20 protein-coding genes are annotated in these 17009 nt (G+C 71.0%); 12 read left to right on the forward strand and 8 right to left on the reverse strand.

The window, feature by feature from the left end; translation table 11 throughout:
- Positions 1 to 11: 11 nt before the first annotated feature.
- The 3 genes from I596_RS00995 to I596_RS01005 form a co-directional block, all read right to left on the reverse strand.
- On the reverse strand, positions 12 to 2735 hold the full coding sequence (locus tag I596_RS00995; protein WP_150131950.1) for a serine/threonine-protein kinase: 2724 nt from the start codon (positions 2733 to 2735) through the stop codon (positions 12 to 14).
- A gap of 58 nt (positions 2736 to 2793) precedes the next feature.
- Positions 2794 to 3369, reverse strand: coding sequence for an ECF-type sigma factor (locus tag I596_RS01000; protein WP_067642902.1), 576 nt, complete (start codon positions 3367 to 3369; stop codon positions 2794 to 2796).
- Between the two features lie 213 nt (positions 3370 to 3582).
- On the reverse strand, positions 3583 to 4968 hold the full coding sequence (locus I596_RS01005; protein ID WP_067642905.1) for an NHL repeat-containing protein: 1386 nt from the start codon (positions 4966 to 4968) through the stop codon (positions 3583 to 3585).
- Between the two features lie 240 nt (positions 4969 to 5208).
- Between I596_RS01005 and fdhD the strand changes: the two genes are divergently transcribed.
- The 3 genes from fdhD to I596_RS01020 all read left to right on the forward strand — a co-directional run bounded on the left by fdhD (position 5209) and on the right by I596_RS01020 (position 7760).
- A complete protein-coding gene (fdhD, locus tag I596_RS01010; protein WP_067651237.1) occupies positions 5209 to 6042 on the forward strand; it encodes a formate dehydrogenase accessory sulfurtransferase FdhD in 834 nt (277 codons plus the stop codon).
- Between the two features lie 6 nt (positions 6043 to 6048).
- Positions 6049 to 6282, forward strand: a complete 234-nt coding sequence (locus tag I596_RS01015; RefSeq protein ID WP_067642908.1) for a formate dehydrogenase subunit delta — start codon at positions 6049 to 6051, stop codon at positions 6280 to 6282.
- A 149-nt stretch (positions 6283 to 6431) separates the two neighbouring features.
- Complete coding sequence (locus I596_RS01020) at positions 6432 to 7760, forward strand: OmpP1/FadL family transporter (RefSeq protein WP_067642911.1); 1329 nt, start codon at positions 6432 to 6434, stop codon at positions 7758 to 7760.
- On the opposite strand, the gene I596_RS01025 is transcribed toward I596_RS01020, so the two are convergent.
- Both I596_RS01025 and tsaB read right to left on the reverse strand, forming a co-directional pair.
- Positions 7718 to 8209: a hypothetical protein gene (locus I596_RS01025; protein WP_067642915.1), complete on the reverse strand. Its 492-nt coding sequence runs from the start codon at positions 8207 to 8209 to the stop codon at positions 7718 to 7720. The genes I596_RS01020 and I596_RS01025 overlap by 43 nt on opposite strands.
- A 71-nt stretch (positions 8210 to 8280) precedes the next feature.
- Entirely contained in the window at positions 8281 to 8973 is a 693-nt protein-coding gene (gene tsaB / locus I596_RS01030) for a tRNA (adenosine(37)-N6)-threonylcarbamoyltransferase complex dimerization subunit type 1 TsaB (protein ID WP_067642918.1), read from the reverse strand.
- A gap of 84 nt (positions 8974 to 9057) precedes the next feature.
- Here tsaB and I596_RS01035 point away from each other — a divergent pair, with 84 nt between their 5' ends.
- From I596_RS01035 to I596_RS01070, 8 genes are all read left to right on the forward strand, one after another.
- On the forward strand, positions 9058 to 10014 hold the full coding sequence (locus tag I596_RS01035; RefSeq protein ID WP_067642921.1) for a phosphatidate cytidylyltransferase: 957 nt from the start codon (positions 9058 to 9060) through the stop codon (positions 10012 to 10014).
- Positions 10014 to 10655, forward strand: a complete 642-nt coding sequence (locus I596_RS01040) for a lysophospholipid acyltransferase family protein (RefSeq protein WP_067642924.1) — start codon at positions 10014 to 10016, stop codon at positions 10653 to 10655. The genes I596_RS01035 and I596_RS01040 overlap by 1 nt, the downstream gene beginning before the upstream one ends.
- Positions 10652 to 11131: a hypothetical protein gene (locus I596_RS01045; protein ID WP_067642926.1), complete on the forward strand. Its 480-nt coding sequence runs from the start codon at positions 10652 to 10654 to the stop codon at positions 11129 to 11131. Before I596_RS01040 ends, I596_RS01045 begins: the two co-directional genes overlap by 4 nt.
- 20 nt (positions 11132 to 11151) lie before the next feature.
- A complete protein-coding gene (locus I596_RS01050) occupies positions 11152 to 11523 on the forward strand; it encodes a hypothetical protein (RefSeq protein WP_067642929.1) in 372 nt (123 codons plus the stop codon).
- 191 nt (positions 11524 to 11714) lie between these two features.
- A complete protein-coding gene (locus tag I596_RS01055) occupies positions 11715 to 12437 on the forward strand; it encodes a hypothetical protein (RefSeq protein WP_223303891.1) in 723 nt (240 codons plus the stop codon).
- On the forward strand, positions 12434 to 12871 hold the full coding sequence (locus I596_RS01060; RefSeq protein WP_067642932.1) for a hypothetical protein: 438 nt from the start codon (positions 12434 to 12436) through the stop codon (positions 12869 to 12871). The genes I596_RS01055 and I596_RS01060 overlap by 4 nt, the downstream gene beginning before the upstream one ends.
- Positions 12872 to 13010: 139 nt before the next feature.
- A complete protein-coding gene (locus I596_RS01065; protein ID WP_067642935.1) occupies positions 13011 to 13277 on the forward strand; it encodes a hypothetical protein in 267 nt (88 codons plus the stop codon).
- Positions 13278 to 13495: 218 nt separating this feature from the next.
- On the forward strand, positions 13496 to 13867 hold the full coding sequence (locus tag I596_RS01070; RefSeq protein WP_067642937.1) for a VOC family protein: 372 nt from the start codon (positions 13496 to 13498) through the stop codon (positions 13865 to 13867).
- Here I596_RS01070 and I596_RS01075 read toward each other — a convergent pair whose 3' ends face one another.
- Both I596_RS01075 and I596_RS01080 read right to left on the reverse strand, forming a co-directional pair.
- On the reverse strand, positions 13868 to 14314 hold the full coding sequence (locus I596_RS01075) for a hypothetical protein (protein ID WP_067642940.1): 447 nt from the start codon (positions 14312 to 14314) through the stop codon (positions 13868 to 13870).
- 33 nt (positions 14315 to 14347) lie between these two features.
- Complete coding sequence (locus I596_RS01080; RefSeq protein ID WP_067642943.1) at positions 14348 to 14680, reverse strand: SMR family transporter; 333 nt, start codon at positions 14678 to 14680, stop codon at positions 14348 to 14350.
- A gap of 330 nt (positions 14681 to 15010) precedes the next feature.
- On the opposite strand from I596_RS01080, the gene I596_RS01085 reads away from it, so the two are divergent.
- Positions 15011 to 15625 carry a hypothetical protein gene (locus I596_RS01085; protein ID WP_067642946.1) on the forward strand — a complete coding sequence of 205 codons (615 nt, stop codon included), beginning with the start codon at positions 15011 to 15013 and terminating at the stop codon, positions 15623 to 15625.
- Positions 15626 to 15898: 273 nt separating this feature from the next.
- Here the strand turns inward: I596_RS01085 and I596_RS01090 are convergent, their stop codons facing one another.
- Positions 15899 to 16909, reverse strand: a complete 1011-nt coding sequence (locus I596_RS01090; protein ID WP_067642949.1) for an SMP-30/gluconolactonase/LRE family protein — start codon at positions 16907 to 16909, stop codon at positions 15899 to 15901.
- Positions 16910 to 17009: the final 100 nt, after the last annotated feature.

Consider the following 17009-nt stretch of genomic DNA (forward strand, 5'->3'; position numbering starts at 1 on the left):
GGACGTCGCGCTCAACGCGTGCCCGGCACGGCGTAGCGCGCGGCTTGGCGCACGCGGGCCGCATCGGGCGGAAACGCCTGCCGCAGGGCCGCCTGTGCCACGGCCGCGTGCGTGCGCGCCGTCGGCGAGTCGTCCCGGCGCCGCACGCAGCCGGCGGCGACCACGTCGGCATAGAGCCGCTGCGGATCGTCCGCGACCGCGTGACGCTTCATCAGGTCGGCGGCCTCCTCGGCGGCTGCGCAGTCGCTGCGGCCCTCGGCCAGCTCGACCTCCGCCTGCTCGGTCAGCGTTCGCGCCAGGTGCGAGGGCTTGGGCGAGGCGTGTGCCCGCAGCAGGCTCACGGCCTCGCCGACGCGCGCTTTCGCATCGGCGAGCCGGCCCTGCTCGCGGGCCGCGCCGGCGCTGCCGGTCAGGCTGAAGGCGACGTCGGTGGTGTCGCCGCCGTTGCGCCGGATCGCCAGGGCCTCGGTCCACAGCCGCTCGGCCTCGGCCCAGTGGCCGAGTGCGTACTCGGTGGTGGCGAGGTTGTTGAGCGTGGAGCCGAGCGCGCGCGACCCGGGCGGTTCGGTCGCCTGCACGCCGGCCAGCGATTCCTTCATCGCCGCGTTGGCGCCGGCATAGTCGTGCGCGCGCAGCAGGCTGAACGCAAGGTTGTTCAGCCGGATCTGCACGTAGCCGTGGGCATCGCCGTACAGGCGCCGGGTGATCGCCAGCGCCTCCCGGCGCAACACCACCGCCTCGACCGCTTCGGCGGAGGTGGCGTAGGTATTGGCCAGCGCGTCGAGCGCATCGGCCAGCCGCGCCGGATTGGACTCGGGCACCGCCCGCAGCGCCGTCACGACCGGCACCAGCACGCTGCGCGCCTCGGCCAGGCGGTCCTGCGCGTCGTAGGCCCAGCTCAGCGTGATCGCCGCACTGACGGTCTGGCTGTCGCCCGGCCCGCGCGTCGCCTGGAACAGGGCGACGCCGCGCGCCATGTCGTCGATCGCGCCGGCGGCGTCGCCGAGCGCCAGCTTGTTGATGCCGCGCGAGACCCGCAGGTCGGCGGCCAGGTCGCTTTCGGCCGCCGCGGCCGGCAGCAGGCGGGCGGCCTCGTCCAGTTGCCGGCCCGCGGCCGCCAGGTCGTCCGTGCCGCTGCGGCTGCGCGCCATCAGCACCAGCGCACGCACGCGCTTGAGCACATCGTCCGGCAGCGACGCGTCCTGCACGGCCAGTGCCTGCTCGAACAGCGGATAGGCGCGCGCGCGGTCGCCGATGCCGAGGTAGGCCTCGCCCATCGCCAGCAGCAGGTCGTAGCGCATCGGTGCATCGTCGATGCGATGCTGGCCGATGCGCTCGACGCCGCGTTGCAGCAGTTCCTCGGCGGTAACCTTGCGGCCGCGTGTCAGGGCCGGGTCGGCGCTGCGGAAGATGTCGAGCAGGAACTGGATCGTCTGTTCCGCCTTGCCGCTTTCGCTGCGGGCCAGGTCACGCTGCAGGCGCGCCTCGCCGGCCTGCCAGAGCGCGACGGCGAGTCCGGCCGCCAGCGCCAGCACGGCGGCGGTCGCCAGTCCCGCCGCCAGCGCATGGCGGCGCAGGAAGCGGCCGGCGCGATAGCGCCAGCCGCCGCGCCGCGCGGCGACCGGCCGGCGTGCCAGGTGGTTCTCGATGTCGGCGGCCAGATCGGCCACCGAGGCATAGCGTTGCGCCGGGTCCTTGCGCAACGCCTTGAGCACGATCGCGTCGAGATCGCCGCGCAGCTCGCGACGCAGGCGCTCGGGCGTCAGGTCGCGCTGCGCCGCCAGCGTCGCCGCGTCGTCGGCCGTCTCGCCGGGCGGCTGCGTGGCGGCAGCGCTGGGGCGCGTCGGCTCCTGGTCCAGGATCGCGCGCTCGTAGGCGGCCGGCGTGGCGTTCTCCAGCCGGTACGGGCGCCGGCCGGTAAGCAGCTCGTACAGCAGCAGGCCGAGCGCGTGCACGTCCACCGCCGTGGTCACCGGTTCGCCGCGCACCTGTTCGGGAGCGGCGTACTCGGGCGTGAACACGCGCGCCGCGCTGACGTGGGGCCCTCGGGCGTCGATCAGCTTGGCAATGCCGAAGTCGAGCAGCTTGACCTCGCCGGCCGCCGTCACCAGCAGGTTGGACGGCTTGAGGTCGCGGTGCACGACCAGGTGCGCATGCGCATGCGAAACCGCCGCGCAGACGGTCAGGAACACCCGCAGCCGGGCCTCGATACTCCGCTGTGCCTCGTCGCAGTAGCGGCGCAGGTCGGTGCCGTCCACGTATTCCAGTGCCAGCCACGGCCGGTCGTCGCCGCTGAGGCCGCCGTCGATCAGCCGCGCGATGTTCGGGTGCGTCAGTCCTGCCAGGATCTGGCGCTCGGCGCGGAAGCGCGCCAGCACGTCGGCGGCGTCCCAGCCGCTGCGGATCAGCTTGACCGCCACCTGCTGCGTGAACTGGCCGTCGGCACGCTCGGCCAGCCAGACCGTGCCCATGCCGCCGCGGCCGAGTTCGCGCAGCAGGCGAAACGGCCCGACGCGCTGGCCGGCCAGGTCCGCCTGCCGGCCGCCGGCGGCCAGGTCATCGAGCAGGTCCGGCGCCTGTGCGCCCAGGCCGGTGTGCAGGCGCGGGCCGTGATCGGCGGCGAGCAGGGCCAGCACCTCGGCGTGCAGCGCGCCCTCGCCGGGCGCCAAGGCCTGCAGGCGGGCCCGCCAGGTATCGGGCGGCGCATCGGCCAGTTCGTCGAAGAGGGCGCGCACGCGGCGCCAGCTTTGCGCATCCACCCCGTTACCCCCTCCGATGTCCAGTGGCGCCCGCCTACGGTGCGGCGCCCGCCAGTTCCCGCTGCAGGAACGCTTTCGCGGCCCGCGTATCGCGCTTGATCGTCGGCTCCGAGACCTCCAGCAGCACGGCGATGTCCTTCACGTCCAGGCCCGCGAAGAAGCGCAGCTCGACCACCTTGACCAGCCGCTCGTCGAGGCCGGCCAGCTTGTGGAGCGCCGCGTCGATCGCCAGCAGCTGCTCGGCTTGCGCATCGACCGGCAGCGGCTGCTCTTCCAGCGCGTCGAGGTCGACGTGCTCGGCACCGCCGCCGCGCCGCTCGGCCAGCCGCGCGCGGGCGTAGTCGATCGCCACCTGGCGCATCGCGCGGGCCGCCGTCGCGAAGAAGTGCGTGCGATTGGCGTAGTCCAGGCCGGTGCCGTCGAACAGCTTGAGGTAGGCCTCGTTGACCAGTGCGCGCGTGTCGAGCGTATTGCCCGAGCGTTGCCGGCGCAGCTGCGCCCGGGCAATGCGCAGCATGTCCTCGTAGACCAGGCCCAGCAGCCGGTCGCGGCCTGCGGCGTCGTGCGCCTCGGCAAGAGCGGACGTGATCGCGGGCGACAGGTCGGCCATCGCCCGATACTAGCGATTCGCCCGGGCCGCGTCTGTGACCGCTGCAGCGAGCCGCGGTGCGGTAGCGCGAGCGTTCCGGAGCGGCCCGGATCGCCGGGCCGCTCGGCTCTCCGGCCGGTCCGCATCCGCCGGCGACAGCGAATGCGAGGCGGCCGTTCGTCTTCGTCTGTCCGTTGTGGTCGGTGGACGCAGTGATACGTGCAGCGCGGCGGTTCACTCGAGCGCGTCTGCGAAAATCCGATCGTTGTCGAGCCGTGCGATGGTCAGGTCGTAGTTCTGCGGGGCGACGCGCAGCGAGTGGCCGGCGACGACCAGCCGTCCCGCCTGCGAAGCGATGCGCAGCCCGTAGTCGAATTCGCCGGGCAGGACGAAATCCAGGTAGGCGCGGCCGTTGCTGCCGAAACCGGGGTCCGGCGTGCCGTCGGGCCGCAGCCGCAGCACCGCCATGTCCAGCGCAAAGGCTTCCGTCGGGCGGCGCGTGCCGACCAGGACGATCCGGCCGTCGGTCTGCACGTGGACGTCGTCGGCGACCAGGGAGTGACCGTCCTCGATCAGCACACGCCCGCTGGTGCCGAAGCCGCTGTCGAGCGTGAGCAGAGCGGCAGGCATGATCTTGTACGCGAACAGGCGGTAGCGCACGCTCGAGTCGGCGATCTGCGTATTGCCGACCATCAGCAGGCTGCCGTCGCGCTGGACACGGACGCCGGTGGCCGCCTCGTCGCGGTTGAACGGCGCGCCGCCATCGATCGCCAGCCCCGCGTAGCCGGCGCCGGCCTGGAACGCCGGGTCGGGCGTGCCGTTGGTTGTCATGCGCAGGATCAGCGCCGACGTGCCGTTCTCCGCATCCGGTGAGCCGAACTCTCCGACGGCGACGTACGTGCCATCGGGCATGCGATCGACCGCGTTGAGACGCGTGATCGGTGCGGGACCGAGTTGATAGAGGTGTTTCCCCTGGTTGCCGAAGCTCGTGTCGATCGTGCCGTCCGTCCGCAGACGGGTGGCCGCGCCCAGGCCGAAGGCCGAGGAGAGCCGTGCGGTGCCCACGAGCAGGATGCGTCCGTTCGGTTCGACCAGCATGTCGTTGGCGACATCGGCGCGGTCGCCACCCTCCACGTCGAAGGCGATCGACAGGCAGGCGCTGCCGATCGCGGTGAACGGCAGCGGCTGGCCCTGCGGCGTGTAGCGGCACAGGTGGAAGTCGGTATCGGTGCCCGCGACGGTGCGGTAGCCGGCGACGAGAAGATTGCCGGCCGCGTCGAGGCGGGCGCGCCGCGCGGTCACGTCCGCGTTGGCCGAATAGACGGTGCCGCCGTCGCCGAACGATTCGTCGCGGATACCCTCTGCGGTCAGGCGCGTGATCGCATGGCGCGATCCGCCGGCGGTCTGCGCGGTGCCGACCAGGTAGATGCGCCCGTCCGCCGCGACCAGCACGCCGGCCGAGGTGTCGGCGTTCGCACCGCCCTGGTCGTGCGTGATGACGTTGCGGCCAGTGCCGAAGATGCCGAAAGCCGGATCCAGCAGGCCGTCCTGCGCCAGGGCGTCGCCGGCGGCGAGTCCGAGCGTGAGGAACGATGAAGCGAGAAGGTGCGAGCGATGCATGGCGAACCTCTTGATGGAAAGGGCGAGCGCCCCGATGCCTGGACATACGCAGCGGCGCCGTCCCAGGGATCACGCCCCCTGCCTGCGGCATGCGCGCGCAGGGCCGCGGCATCCCGTACACCGCGGGTCCATGACGCGCTCCAATCCGGTAGAGTCGGTCCCATGGACCGGCCGCCCCGGCGCGCCGCTCCGGAGCCTCGAGCCGCCGTGAAGCCGCCCTCCCCGATACCGCCAAGCCCTATCCGAGACACCCCGTCGCCGCCGGCCGTCGATGCCGGTGCGGTGCGGCGCCCGATCACACGCGTGCGCGGCGGCCAACGGTTGCAGGAGGACGACTGGATCGCCGCCGAGATCCCGGTCGCGATCCACTACAACGGCCAGCCGCACGTGGTGATGATGGCGACGCCGGCGGACCTGGAGGATTTCGTTCTCGGCTTTTCGCTGAGCGAGGCGGTGATCGCCGGTGCGCACGAACTGGGCGAGGTGCAGGTCCATCCGCTGCTCGAAGGCATCGAGGTGGCCGCGCGCATCCCCGAGGATCGCGCCGCCGCCGTCGCCACGCGCCAGCGCAACCTGACCGGCCGCAGCAGCTGCGGCCTGTGCGGCACGCAGGAGCTGGAAGACGTCGTGCGCCATCCGCCGCCCGTCGGCGCCGGCCCGGTCATCGACGCCGCCGCGCTGCAGCGGGCGCTGGCCGCGCTCGGCCGCGCCCAGCCGGTCAATGCGCTGACCGGCGCCACGCATGCCGCCGCCTGGGCCGATCCCGCCGGCACGCTGCTGGCGGTCCGCGAGGATGTGGGCCGGCACAATGCGCTGGACAAGCTGATCGGCGCCATGGCGGCCGCCGAGATCGATCCGCAGGCCGGCTTCGTGGTCGTGACCAGCCGCGCCAGCTACGAGATGGTGCAGAAGGCCGCCACCGTCGGCATCACGCTGATGGCGGCGATCTCTGCGCCGACGGCGCTGGCGATCCACCTGGCGGCCTCGGCCGGCCTGACCCTGGTCGGCTTCGCCCGGCCCGACGGCCATGCCGTCTACTCGCACCCGCACCGCATTTCCGCCCCCGAGAGCTGATGACCGATGGACGTAGAACGACTCGTGCAGATGGCCAACGACATTGCCAACTATTTCGCTTCCGAGCCCGATCGCGAGGCCGGCATCGAAGGGATGGCCGGCCACATCCGGCGGTTCTGGGAGCCGCGCATGCGCCGCCAGATCCTGGCCCACTGGCAGGCCGGCGGTGAGGGGCTGCTGCCGCTGGCCGGCGAGGCGATCGCCCGCCTGGCCGCCGCCGAGACCGCGCGCAGCGCCTGATCGGGGCCGGATCGGGTGAGGCACCGGCGGTGGCCGCATCCGGTGCGTGGGCTGAACGAAATTCAAACGAACGCTTGAAAGTTGCGGGCCGAACAGGCCTCATAGCCGCGGGAGACCCAGGGCAACCTTCAAGCAGTCGAGTTCAAACAATGAAAACCACCCCACGCAGATCCGTTTCGCTGGCACTCGCCGCGCTGCCGCTCGCCGTCGCGGTTGGGCTGGCCGCAGGCAACGCGCACGCCAGTGCGTTCCAGCTCAAGGAAAACAGCGTCAAGGGCATGGGCCGCGCGTTCGCCGGCGCCGGCGCCGCACCGGACGACTATGCCGTCGTCGTGAACAACCCCGCCGCCATGCTCGACCTCCCCGGCCGTGGCCTGCAGGTCGACCTGACCGCGATCCAGGTCAGCGCCAAGTTCAAGGGCAATGGCACCGACGCGCTCGGCCGGCCGATCAGCGGCGGCAACGGTGGCGACGGCGGCGGCACCGAGCCGGTCCCGGCCATCTATTTCCTCGCACCGATCAACGACCGCGTCAGCCTCGGTGCCGGGTTGACCGTGCCGTTCGGCTTCGTCACCGAATACGACACCGGCTGGGTCGGCCGCTACCAGGCCTACAAGTCGGACCTGCAGGTGCCGGCGCTGACGTTCTCCGGCGCGTTCCGCATCAACGACGCGTTCTCGATCGGCGCCAGCGCGATCGCCCAGCGCGCCAAGGCCGACCTGTCCAACGCCATCGACCTCGGTGCGATCCTGGCCGGTCCCACGCAGGGCGCGATCCTGCCGCAGGGTGCCGACGGCCGCATCCGCATGACCGGCGAGGACTGGGCCTGGGGCTGGCAGCTCGGCGTCCTGTGGAAGCCCACCGGCGCCGACCGCATCGGCCTCAACTACCACTCCAAGATCAAGCACGAGATCAGCGGCAACGCCACCTTCCAGGTCCCCGCCGCCGTCGCGCCGCTGCTCGACCCGGCCTTCACCAACACGCGCGGGTCGGCCACGCTCAACACGCCGGCGTTCACCGAGCTGAGCTGGTGGCACACCTTCACCGACCGCTTCAGCTTCGGCGCCAGCGTCGCCTATACCGAATGGTCCAGCTTCCAGGACCTGACGATCGAGTTCGCCAATCCGGCCCAGCCCAATGCGGTGGAGCCGTTCGGCTGGCGCGACACCTGGTTCGGTTCGATCGGTGGCGACTACAAGCTCAACGAGGCCTGGACACTGCGCGCCGGTTTCGCCGTCGACGGCACGCCGACCCACGTCGACACGCGCACCCCACGCGTGCCCGATGCCACCCGCCGCTGGGTCAGCATCGGCGTCGGCTACAAGCCGAGCGAGACGCTGGAGATCAATGCCGGCTACACGCACCTGTTCGTCAACGACGCGCACATCGACACGGTCAACGCCACCGGCGACCGCCTCACCGGCAAGTTCGAGAACTACTCCAACCTGCTCGGCGTCTCGGGCGTGTTCCGCTTCTGATGCCCCATCCCGCCTCCGTCGCGTGCGGCGGAGGCGGTCGGCAACTCAGAGAGTGCCGGCGGGGCAGCTGGCCTTGCCCGCGTACGCACGAGGCGCACCAGCGACCATGCCAGCAACAGCACCGCGAACGGGTCGATGGCGACCGAGCCGCCCTGCACGCCGCTGACCGATACGGTGAAATGGAGGCCCAGCAGCACGCTGGACCCCGACTCCGGCAATGCCGCCTGGGCGACCTGGACCAGGAAGAACAGCGCACCCAGCCACCGCGCCCAGCGCCGGTTCCGCAGCGAGCCAACGCCGGCGGCGAGGGCGACGCCGGACAGCGCCGCGCTGGCGGCGAGGTAACCCGCGGGCAGGGGCACCACGGTCGCCAGGTAGATCAGCAGCGCGATGCCGCCGAGGCCGTAGACCAGCAACACGGCGGCGATGCAGCGGTCCTGCCAGCCCATTCGATGCGCCGCGCCCGCGGGCCGTGGATCCGGTGGGCTACCGCTACGCGCCGCCGCGCGCGACAGGCGTATCACCGGCGCCCTTGCTCGTCGAGCGTCAGCGCCACCTTGTCGCGCAGGTAGACCGGCAACGCCAGCTCCGGCGCCACGCCGCGACCGGCTTTCGCGATCGGCGCCGCCAGGCGCGCGATCGAGGACGCCCGCGGGAAGCGCTCGCCGGCGGCGAACAGCGGCTCGCCCGGCAGGTGCGCGCGCAGGGCATCGGGCCAGGCCAGCCAGCCGGTGCCGACCACCGCCCAGCCCGCGGCGGCCGGGAGCACCACCGCGGCGGCCGGACCGACCGTTTCTTCGCCGAAGGCTTCGACGAGGCCGTCGGCCGTCGGCCGGAAGCAGCCGGCGTAGACCTCGCCCATGCGCGCATCGATGACCGCCAGCGTCGCGTCCTGCCCGGCCGCCGGCGCCTCCAGCGCCAACGCCGCCAGCGAGGACACCGGCACCACCGGCAGGTCCAGCGCCAGTGCGACGCCCTGCGCGGCGGAAATCGCCAGCCGCACGCCGGTGAACGCGCCGGGACCGCGGCCCACCGCGATCGCGTCCAGTTGCCGCCGCGTGATGCCCGCCTCGGCCAGCACCGCCTCGCACATCGGCAGCAGCAGCTCGGCATGGCGCCGCGGCGCGATCTCGAAGCGCTCGACGATGCCGGCGGCCGTCAGCACGGCGGCCGAGCAGGCTTCGGTGGCGGTTTCGATCGCGAGCAGGTTCATGCGGCGGCGCAAGCGGCAGGCGCGGCAGGTTAGCATGCGTGCTCGCAGCGACGGCAGGTGCCGGCGCGGGGAGGGGGAGCTCTCATGACGCTGGACCTGTGGATTCCACGCGAGGTGCTGTGGACGTTCGGCGCGATCGTCGCCGTGCTGGTGGCGGCGACGCTGATCGTGGCGCTGATGCGCCGTGGCGCCGGCGCCGGCCGGCACGGCGAGCTCGCGGCGCGCGTCAACGCTTGGTGGGTGATGGTGGCGGTGTTCGCCGTCGCGATCGCGTTCCGCCGCGGCGTGGCGATCGGCTTCTTCGCGGTCCTTTCGTTCCTGGCGCTCAAGGAATACCTGTCGCTGATCCCGACGCGCCGCGCCGACCGGCGCGTGCTGCTCTGGGCCTACCTGTGCGTACCGCTGCAGTACGTATGGGTGTACCAGGCCTGGTATCACATGTTCCTGGTGTTCATCCCGGTCTGGGCGTTCCTGTTCGTCGCGATGCGCATGGTCCTGTCCGGCGAGACGCGCGACTTCCTGCGCGCCGCCGGCACGATCCACTGGGGCCTGATGACGATGGTCTTCGGCCTGAGCCATCTGGCCTACCTGCTGGTGCTGCCCGACGCCGGCCCGGTCCGGCCCGGCGCGCCCACGCACGGCGCCGGCCTGCTGCTGTTCGTCGTGCTGCTGACCCAGCTCAACGACGTCCTCCAGTACGTCTGGGGGCGGCTGCTGGGCCGGCACAAGGTGATTCCCAGCGTCAGTCCCAATAAGACCGTCGAAGGCCTGCTCGGCGGTGCGCTGACCACCACCGTGATCGCGTTCTTCCTGGCGCCGGTGCTGACGCCGCTGGTGCCCGCCCATGCGGTCGCCGCCGGCCTGATGATCGGCTTCGGCGGCTTCATCGGCGACGTGACGATCTCCGCGCTCAAGCGCGACCTGGGCGTGAAGGACAGCGGTACGCTGATCCCCGGCCACGGCGGCCTGCTCGACCGCATCGACAGCCTGCTGTTCACGGCGCCGCTGTTCTTCCACTTCATGAAGTACTTCTACTTCTGATGGGCCTGCTGCTGCGCCTGTTCTTCTACGGCGTGATCGTGCGCGCCGTCGTGCTGGTCGTGCTCGGCCTCAACGTGCGTCACCGCGAGCGCCTGCCGGCCAAGGGACCGGCCATCCTCGCCGCCAACCACAACAGCCATCTGGACGCGATGACGCTGATCAGCCTGCTGCCGCTGCGCCTGCTGCCACGGGTGCGGCCGGTCGCGGCCGCGGACTACTTCCTGCGCAACCGGCTGATCGCCTGGTTCGCGTTGACGATCGTCGGCATCGTGCCGTTGAACCGCCAGCGCAGCCATCCGGACGAGGACCTGCTCGCCCCCGTGATCGAGGCGCTCGATCGCGGCCAGATCCTGGTGTTCTTCCCGGAAGGCTCGCGCGGGGAGCCCGAGCAGGTGGCCGAGTTCAAGAGCGGCCTGGCCCGCATCGCCGAGCGCCGGCCGGAGGTGCCGGTGATCCCGGTGTTCACGCACGGCCTGGGCAAGTCGCTGCCCAAGGGTGAGTGGCTGCTGGTGCCATTCTTCGTGGACGTCTTCGTCGGCGAGGCGTTGCGCTACGGCGGCGACCGCGCAGCGTTCATGGCGCGCTATCGCGCGGCGATGCAGCAGTTGGCCGGCGAGCGCAACGGGGCGGCCTGGGAATGAACGCCGACGATGGGCAGCTTCAGGCCGGCGAACGGCGCGGCGGATCGATGGCCAGGGCCATCGTCTACGCCATGCTCGTGCCGCCGCTGTGCGCCGTCGCGCTGATGCTGGTCGGCGCATCCGAGTGGCCGCCGGCCGAGCTCATCGCGACGCTGTGCCTGATGGTCGGCTTGATGGCGGTGGTGTCGGCGATCGTCCTCGCGGTCGCCGGCGTGCCCTACGTGCTCTGGCTGCAGTCGCGCGGCCGCTTGAACCCGCTGTGGATCTGCCTCGGCGCAGCGCTGATCGGCGCCCTAGCATTCTTTGTGGTGACCTATCCCTTCAGTAGAGTGCGGGATGTCGAGACCGCCTGGAGGGCGCTGCTGCAGGGCGGCGGCTTCGGCCTGCTGTCGGGCATCGCGTTCTGCGCCGGACTGCGACTGCGGTGGTTCGCACGGCGGGACCGCACGGCATCGTCATCGCCGGGGAGCGACTGAACCTCATGAGGAACCCTCGCATGTCCAGCGTCCGGATCGTCGGGTTGATGCTGCTGGTGCTGGCCGCTACGGTCCACGGCGCCGAGGTCCAGACGCTGCCGGACGGCCGGCGGATCACGCTGCTGCAGGTGGTCGAGGTCGAGCCCGAGACCGGCGCGAGAACGCTGGTCCTGGAGTACCAGACCGAGCTGCCGCTGGCCGATGCGGAGGCGCTCGCGGCCGAGGTCGATGCAGTCTGGGCGTACTTCCGCCCGACCGTCGAGGCCGCCGGTGTCGATACGGCGGCGATCAAGGCAATGGCGCCGCCCACCGGTTTCATCCGCAAGCGCTCCAAGGCCTCGCAAACCTTCGTCTACTGGCGGTCCGGCAACGGGCCGTGGGCGCGCCGCTGACTTCACCGCGATGACGCACGCTCCCGCCGATCCCGGGATCGCCCGATGAGCTTCTCGCGCTACGTCACCCGGCGCCGCCGCCACGATGCGCGCGGTCCGGCGATCGCGCGGGCCGAAGGACAGGCGCTGGTCGCCGCCGTTCCGGATCGGCAGTCCGATACGGCCCCGGGTAAGCCGGACGTGCCGCTATCGTGCCGGATGCGATTCCGGCCCTGCCGGCCGCCGCGCAGGCGGTGTTGTCGCAGCTCGCCGGCGGACCGCGCCGCGGTTTCGTCATCGCCCAGGACCTGCGCATGATCGTCGTGGTCGAAGGCATCAGCGCGGTCGGCAAGAGCACGTGGTGTCGCCGCCATGCGCCCGATCAGGCCGTACCGGAGACCGGTCCGGTGGCGGCCGCACCGGATCGCCGGGCCGCGCCGCTGCAGGCGGCCGACTTCTGGGCGTCGCACAACGCCCGCCGGTGGGCCGCCGCACGGGCGATGGAAAGCGCGACGGGCCTGGCCGTCTGCGATACCGACCCGTTCAAGCTGCACTACGTCTGGTCGCTCTGGCAGATCGGCGAGGCGAGCGAGGCCGGCTGGCAGGCCGAACGGGATGCCAGCCGCGCCTTGTTCGCCGGGCAGCGCCTGGGTTTTGCCGATCGCTACTACGTGAAAGCCCTCGACCCTGTGATTGCCCGCCGCCAGCGCGATGGCGATCCCGGCCGGGCGCGGCGCCAGTTCGACCTGCACGTCCGCCTGCAGGATCCGCTGGTCGCGTGGTACCGGGCGATTGCGGCCGTGCTGCCCGCCAGCGTGGTGTTCGCGTTCCCCGAGACCGAATGGAAGCACACGCTCACGCGGCATCCGGATGCCGTTCGCTACAGCGTCGACCGCTTCGACCAGGCGATGGCGCTGCTGCCGTGCCGGGCATGACAGGGGAGGCCGGCCCGAAACCTTCCGTTCATCGCCGTCCGCTCTGGCTCGGTGCGGGCCTGGCGCTGCTGGTGCCGCCGGCCTGCGTCCAGCTTCTGACGTGGGCGGCCACGCTGGCGTTCTCCTGGAGGGATGCGCTGGCCTCGTTCGGGTCCACCCTGGTCTTCTCGCTGCCGGTCTCGCTTGCCGCCCTGGCGCTTGGCCTTCCCTACGTGGTGTGGTTGCGCTCGCGCGGTCTGCTTCGCCTGCCGTGGGTCTGCCTCGGTGCGGCGATCATCGGTGCGGTGGTGCTTTCGCTGCTGGCCGGCGTGGTGTTCGACGTGACCGACGAGCTGGGTGCCGCGGCTGTGGTGGGCGCCCTGATCGGGCTGGCCGCGGGCCTGGCGTTCTGCCTGGGGGCCGGTATCGGCATGCGGCACCTGCCGGCGCGGTGAACGGCGAGGGCCGGACGCACCGCCGGCCGGCCCACGGGATTTACCTTCCCGCGCCGACGCGCGACCATCGGCAGGGCGCAGCACCGGGATCGCGAATCCCGTCGCTGTACCTTGATGCCCACCTGGACGACCGAGTGCCGTGAAACCCGAGCAGATCGAACGCTGGAAGGTCGTCCGCGCGAAAGGGCGCTGGCGCTACGTGCTGGTCAACGGCATCGCGTCCTACGGCCTGGCGATGTTCGTCGTCATGACGTTCTTCGTGAATCGCGACAAGCTCAGCCCCGGCTTCATCGCCGTTTCCGCGCTGCTGTGGACGCTCGGTGGCGCCGCCTTCGGCGCGATCACGTGGTGGTGGTTCGAGCGGCGCTACCGCGCGGCCGGCCGGCGCGGCACTTCTGACTTCTAGGACGCTCTGCTACCGTCCCGCGGCGACCGGCACCGGCACCGTCAGGGCGCGCCAGGCGAGGCGGCAGGCATGCCGGACTTTGCGCCGGTGCACCGCCGCTGGCTGGCGATGCGATGTCATGCGCGTGTCCCGGACCGCCGGTATCACGGCGTGAATCCAGTGCGATGCCCGCCCCGCGACGGGGCCCGAACATTCGTCTTCCACACACGGAGAGCAGCATGGAACTCGGCGCATTCTCGATCAGCCTGGCAGTCAAGGACATCGAAGCCTCGCGGCGCTTCTACGAGGCCTTCGGCTTCACGGTCTTCGGCGGCGACGCCACGCAGAACTGGCTGATCCTCAAGAACGGCGATCACATCATCGGCCTGTTCAAGGGCATGTTCGAGAAGAACATCCTCACCTTCAATCCCGGGTGGGACAGCAACGCCCAGCCGCTGCCCAGCTTCACCGACGTACGCGAGCTGCAGCGCCAGCTGAAGGCCCAGGGCATTGCGTTCGAGCAGGAAGCGGACGAGAGCACCACCGGCCCGGCCAGCTTCATCGCCGTGGATCCGGACGGCAACCCGATCCTGGTCGACCAGCACCGGTAGCTACGCCGGGTCCGGTCCGGCAACGACGCGAAGCTGTTGCTCGGCGGCCGCCGTCGTCATCCGCTGTGCGGCCGCCGCGACCTCGGGCGGCACCCAATCCGGGAACGGCTGCACGTCGTTGACGTGCGCGCCCGACGACGTGTGCCGCTGCTGCACGCGTGCCAGCCGTGCGGTGGCGAACCGGGGCGCCAGCCGTACCAGCGCCGGCCACAACCGCCGGTGGACGAACGTGATCTTGCCGTCGACCAGGCGACAGACCAGGACGTCCGGCGAGGTCTCCACCGCGCGCAGGATCGCGAAGATCCGCCGTCCTTCCGGGTGCGCCCACCAGCTGCCGGCGATCGGCGCGCCGGCGATGACGTCCGTCAGGCGCGGCACGCGTCCTTTCGCCGAGGCCAGCACGATGCCGTGCTCGCGCACGAAGGCGACGGCATCGTCGCCCGTCATGGCCGCGCCCGCCTCGGCGCCGCAGTGGCCCGGTCAGTGCGCATTGACCTTGGAGAACAGGTTCATGACCAGGACGCCGGCAACGATCAGTGCCATGCCGATCATGGCCGCCAGGTCCAGCTTCTGCCCGTACAGCAGCCAGGCGATGAGGGCGATCAGCACGACGCCCAGGCCCGACCAGATCGCATAGGCCACGCCCACGGAAATGTGGCGCAGTGTCAGCGACAGGAAGTAGAACGCGACGATGTAGCCGGCGACCACCACCACGGACGGTACCAGCCGCGAGAAACCCTCGCTGGCTTTCAGCGCGGACGTGGCGATCACCTCGCCGACGATGGCGACACCCAGGAACAGCCAGTGCTTCATGGTTCTTCTCCGCCAGCGTGCCGTGCCAAGTATGGTCCGGCGGCATGCCGGGCGACAGGCTTGTATCGGCACGAGGCCTGTGAGCACCATGGCATGCGGTAGAAGGCATAGACGCTACGTCGGCACACGATGCCGGTCTCCACGCGGACCGTCCCCTCTCCGGCCGGTGGGCCGGGAGCGGACGCATGCCGCGATCCGCGGCGTCGCGGCGTGTGCGCGAAGGCCGGGTTCGACAGTGGCCGATCACCTGCCCCGGTTCGCCTGGGGCAGGCTTGCGTGACGAAACCAATTGCCATTTTCGTTCGATGCAACGATCACCGGGGCCAACGCATGATCGCCAACGGATCCCACCCTGCCACTCGGGGCACGTGTGTACTGAAGCTGGCGCCCCTCGCTTTGATCGCGATGGCCGCGGCCTGCAGCGTGGGGCGCGTGGACACGGCCAGGCTCGTCGTGGCATCGCCCGTCGATCGCGCCATCGTCAGGGCGGTGGCGGAAGACTTCGCCCATCATCCCGATTGCGACTACGGAACCGGAGCCGCCGGTATCGCGGTGAACACCACCGCAACCTCGCTCTCGTGGCTATCGGACGATTGGATTCGAAGCCAGATCGGGTCGGCAGCGCAAGGCGATGTGTCGTCGCTCATCGAGCCTCTGCGTGCACGAAATCCGGAGGCGCAGCGCGTCGACTGGGGGACCTTGAGCAGCGGCCTCATCCAGACGCACGATCTGTACCGGTACACCAACAGCCGCTACACCGCGGTGGCGTCGTCCGTCCGCTGCCTGGTCACGTTCATGCTGCCTGCCGTTTCGGAGGATGGCGACCAGGCAGTGACGGTACTGGATGTGGCGCCCGCACCCCACGGGGCGGCTGCGGTCTACGTGCTTCATCGCGAGGGCGATGGCTGGCAAGTCACCGCGCGCAGGTTCGTCCATTTCCTCTAGGCTGCGTGCAGGCGTGTGTTACCGACACGAATGTCTGGAAGCCGTCTTGGCTGATCACACCCTGCGTCGCGGATGCAACGTCCACGATGCGAAGGTCCAGGGGAATGGCCATGGAGCGGCGTCGAAGGAAGCGGTCGCCCGCGCGGTCCAGGCGCGGGATCGATCGCTGGAAAGGCGCCTCTGGAAGACTCACCCGTGGACCCTCCGCAGCACGGGCAATCCAGGGCAAGGAAGAAGGGAAAAAAACAGATCGTTGGCCGCGCGAGGTGGTGGCTACTTGGCGCCCAGCGGAACGGCATGCAGCTTGAACGGCACCGCCGGCTTCCGGCTCGTGCGCTTGGCCGGGTCCAGGATCAGGTCGAGCTGGCCTTCGGACACCCAGGCCAGGTGCTTGCCGACCTGCGTGATGCCGGTCGGCAGCGCGAAGCCGTCCTTGATGGTCTCGATGGTGGCGGTGTCGCCGTTGACCGTCATGCGGTCCAGCCGGCCGCCGCCTTCGATCAGCCAGAAGGTGGTGCCTTCGATCAGGCGCAGCGTGTCGGGCAGCACCAGCGGCCGCGAGGGCGTGATCGGCGTGACCGCGCCGGCCTTGCCATCCTTGACGTCGACCCGGAACAGCTCGGCCTTGGTGTAGGTGTTGACGTAGACGTGGCCGTCGCCGCCGAAGACGATGCCGTCGAGGCCCGCGTCCTTGCCGCTGGGGCCGAAGCGCGGGTCGGTGGCCCAGACGGCCAGCGTCTTGCGGTCGGCGGAGAGCTTCAGGATCTCGGGCGCCATCGTATTGGTGGCGTAGACGCTGCCGTCGGGGCCCAGCGCGATGTCGTTGCACAGCGCGCGCTCATTCGGAAACCGGGCGCTGACCTTGCCCTGGCCGGTCGTGAGGTCGAAGCCCTTCAGCCAGGCACCGGTCTCGCTGCCGGCGACATGCGGGCCGATGACGGCACTGATGTCGTTGGAGCAGACCCAAAGGACGCCGGCCTTCTCGTCGGCCAGCACGCCGAAGGTGGAACGTGTGCCGTAGGTGCCGGGAGCGATCCATAGCGTGGCCTGGCTCTCGCCGGGACGCGCGCGGAAGATGCCGCCGTTGCCGAGGCTGCTGACATAGAGCGTGCCGTCGGCGGTGGACGTGATCGCCTCGGGGAAGGCGCGTTCGCCGGGGAGGGTGATCGTGGAGCGTGCGCCATCGGCCGCCACGGCGGCGAGCGGCAGCAATGCGGCGAGCAGCGCGGCGAGGGATGGGAGTCGACGCGGCGAAGATCGGCGGGCGGGGGACGAATCGGTCATGCGGCGATCTCCGGCGGAAAAGAACGCCATGGTCGCATGAGCCGTCCCGTTTCCTCACGGACATCGAACGCGGTCAGCGTGCGACCGTCGGCCGCAGCTG

The sequence above is a fragment of the Dokdonella koreensis DS-123 genome, assembly GCF_001632775.1.
GTDB lineage: Bacteria > Pseudomonadota > Gammaproteobacteria > Xanthomonadales > Rhodanobacteraceae > Dokdonella > Dokdonella koreensis.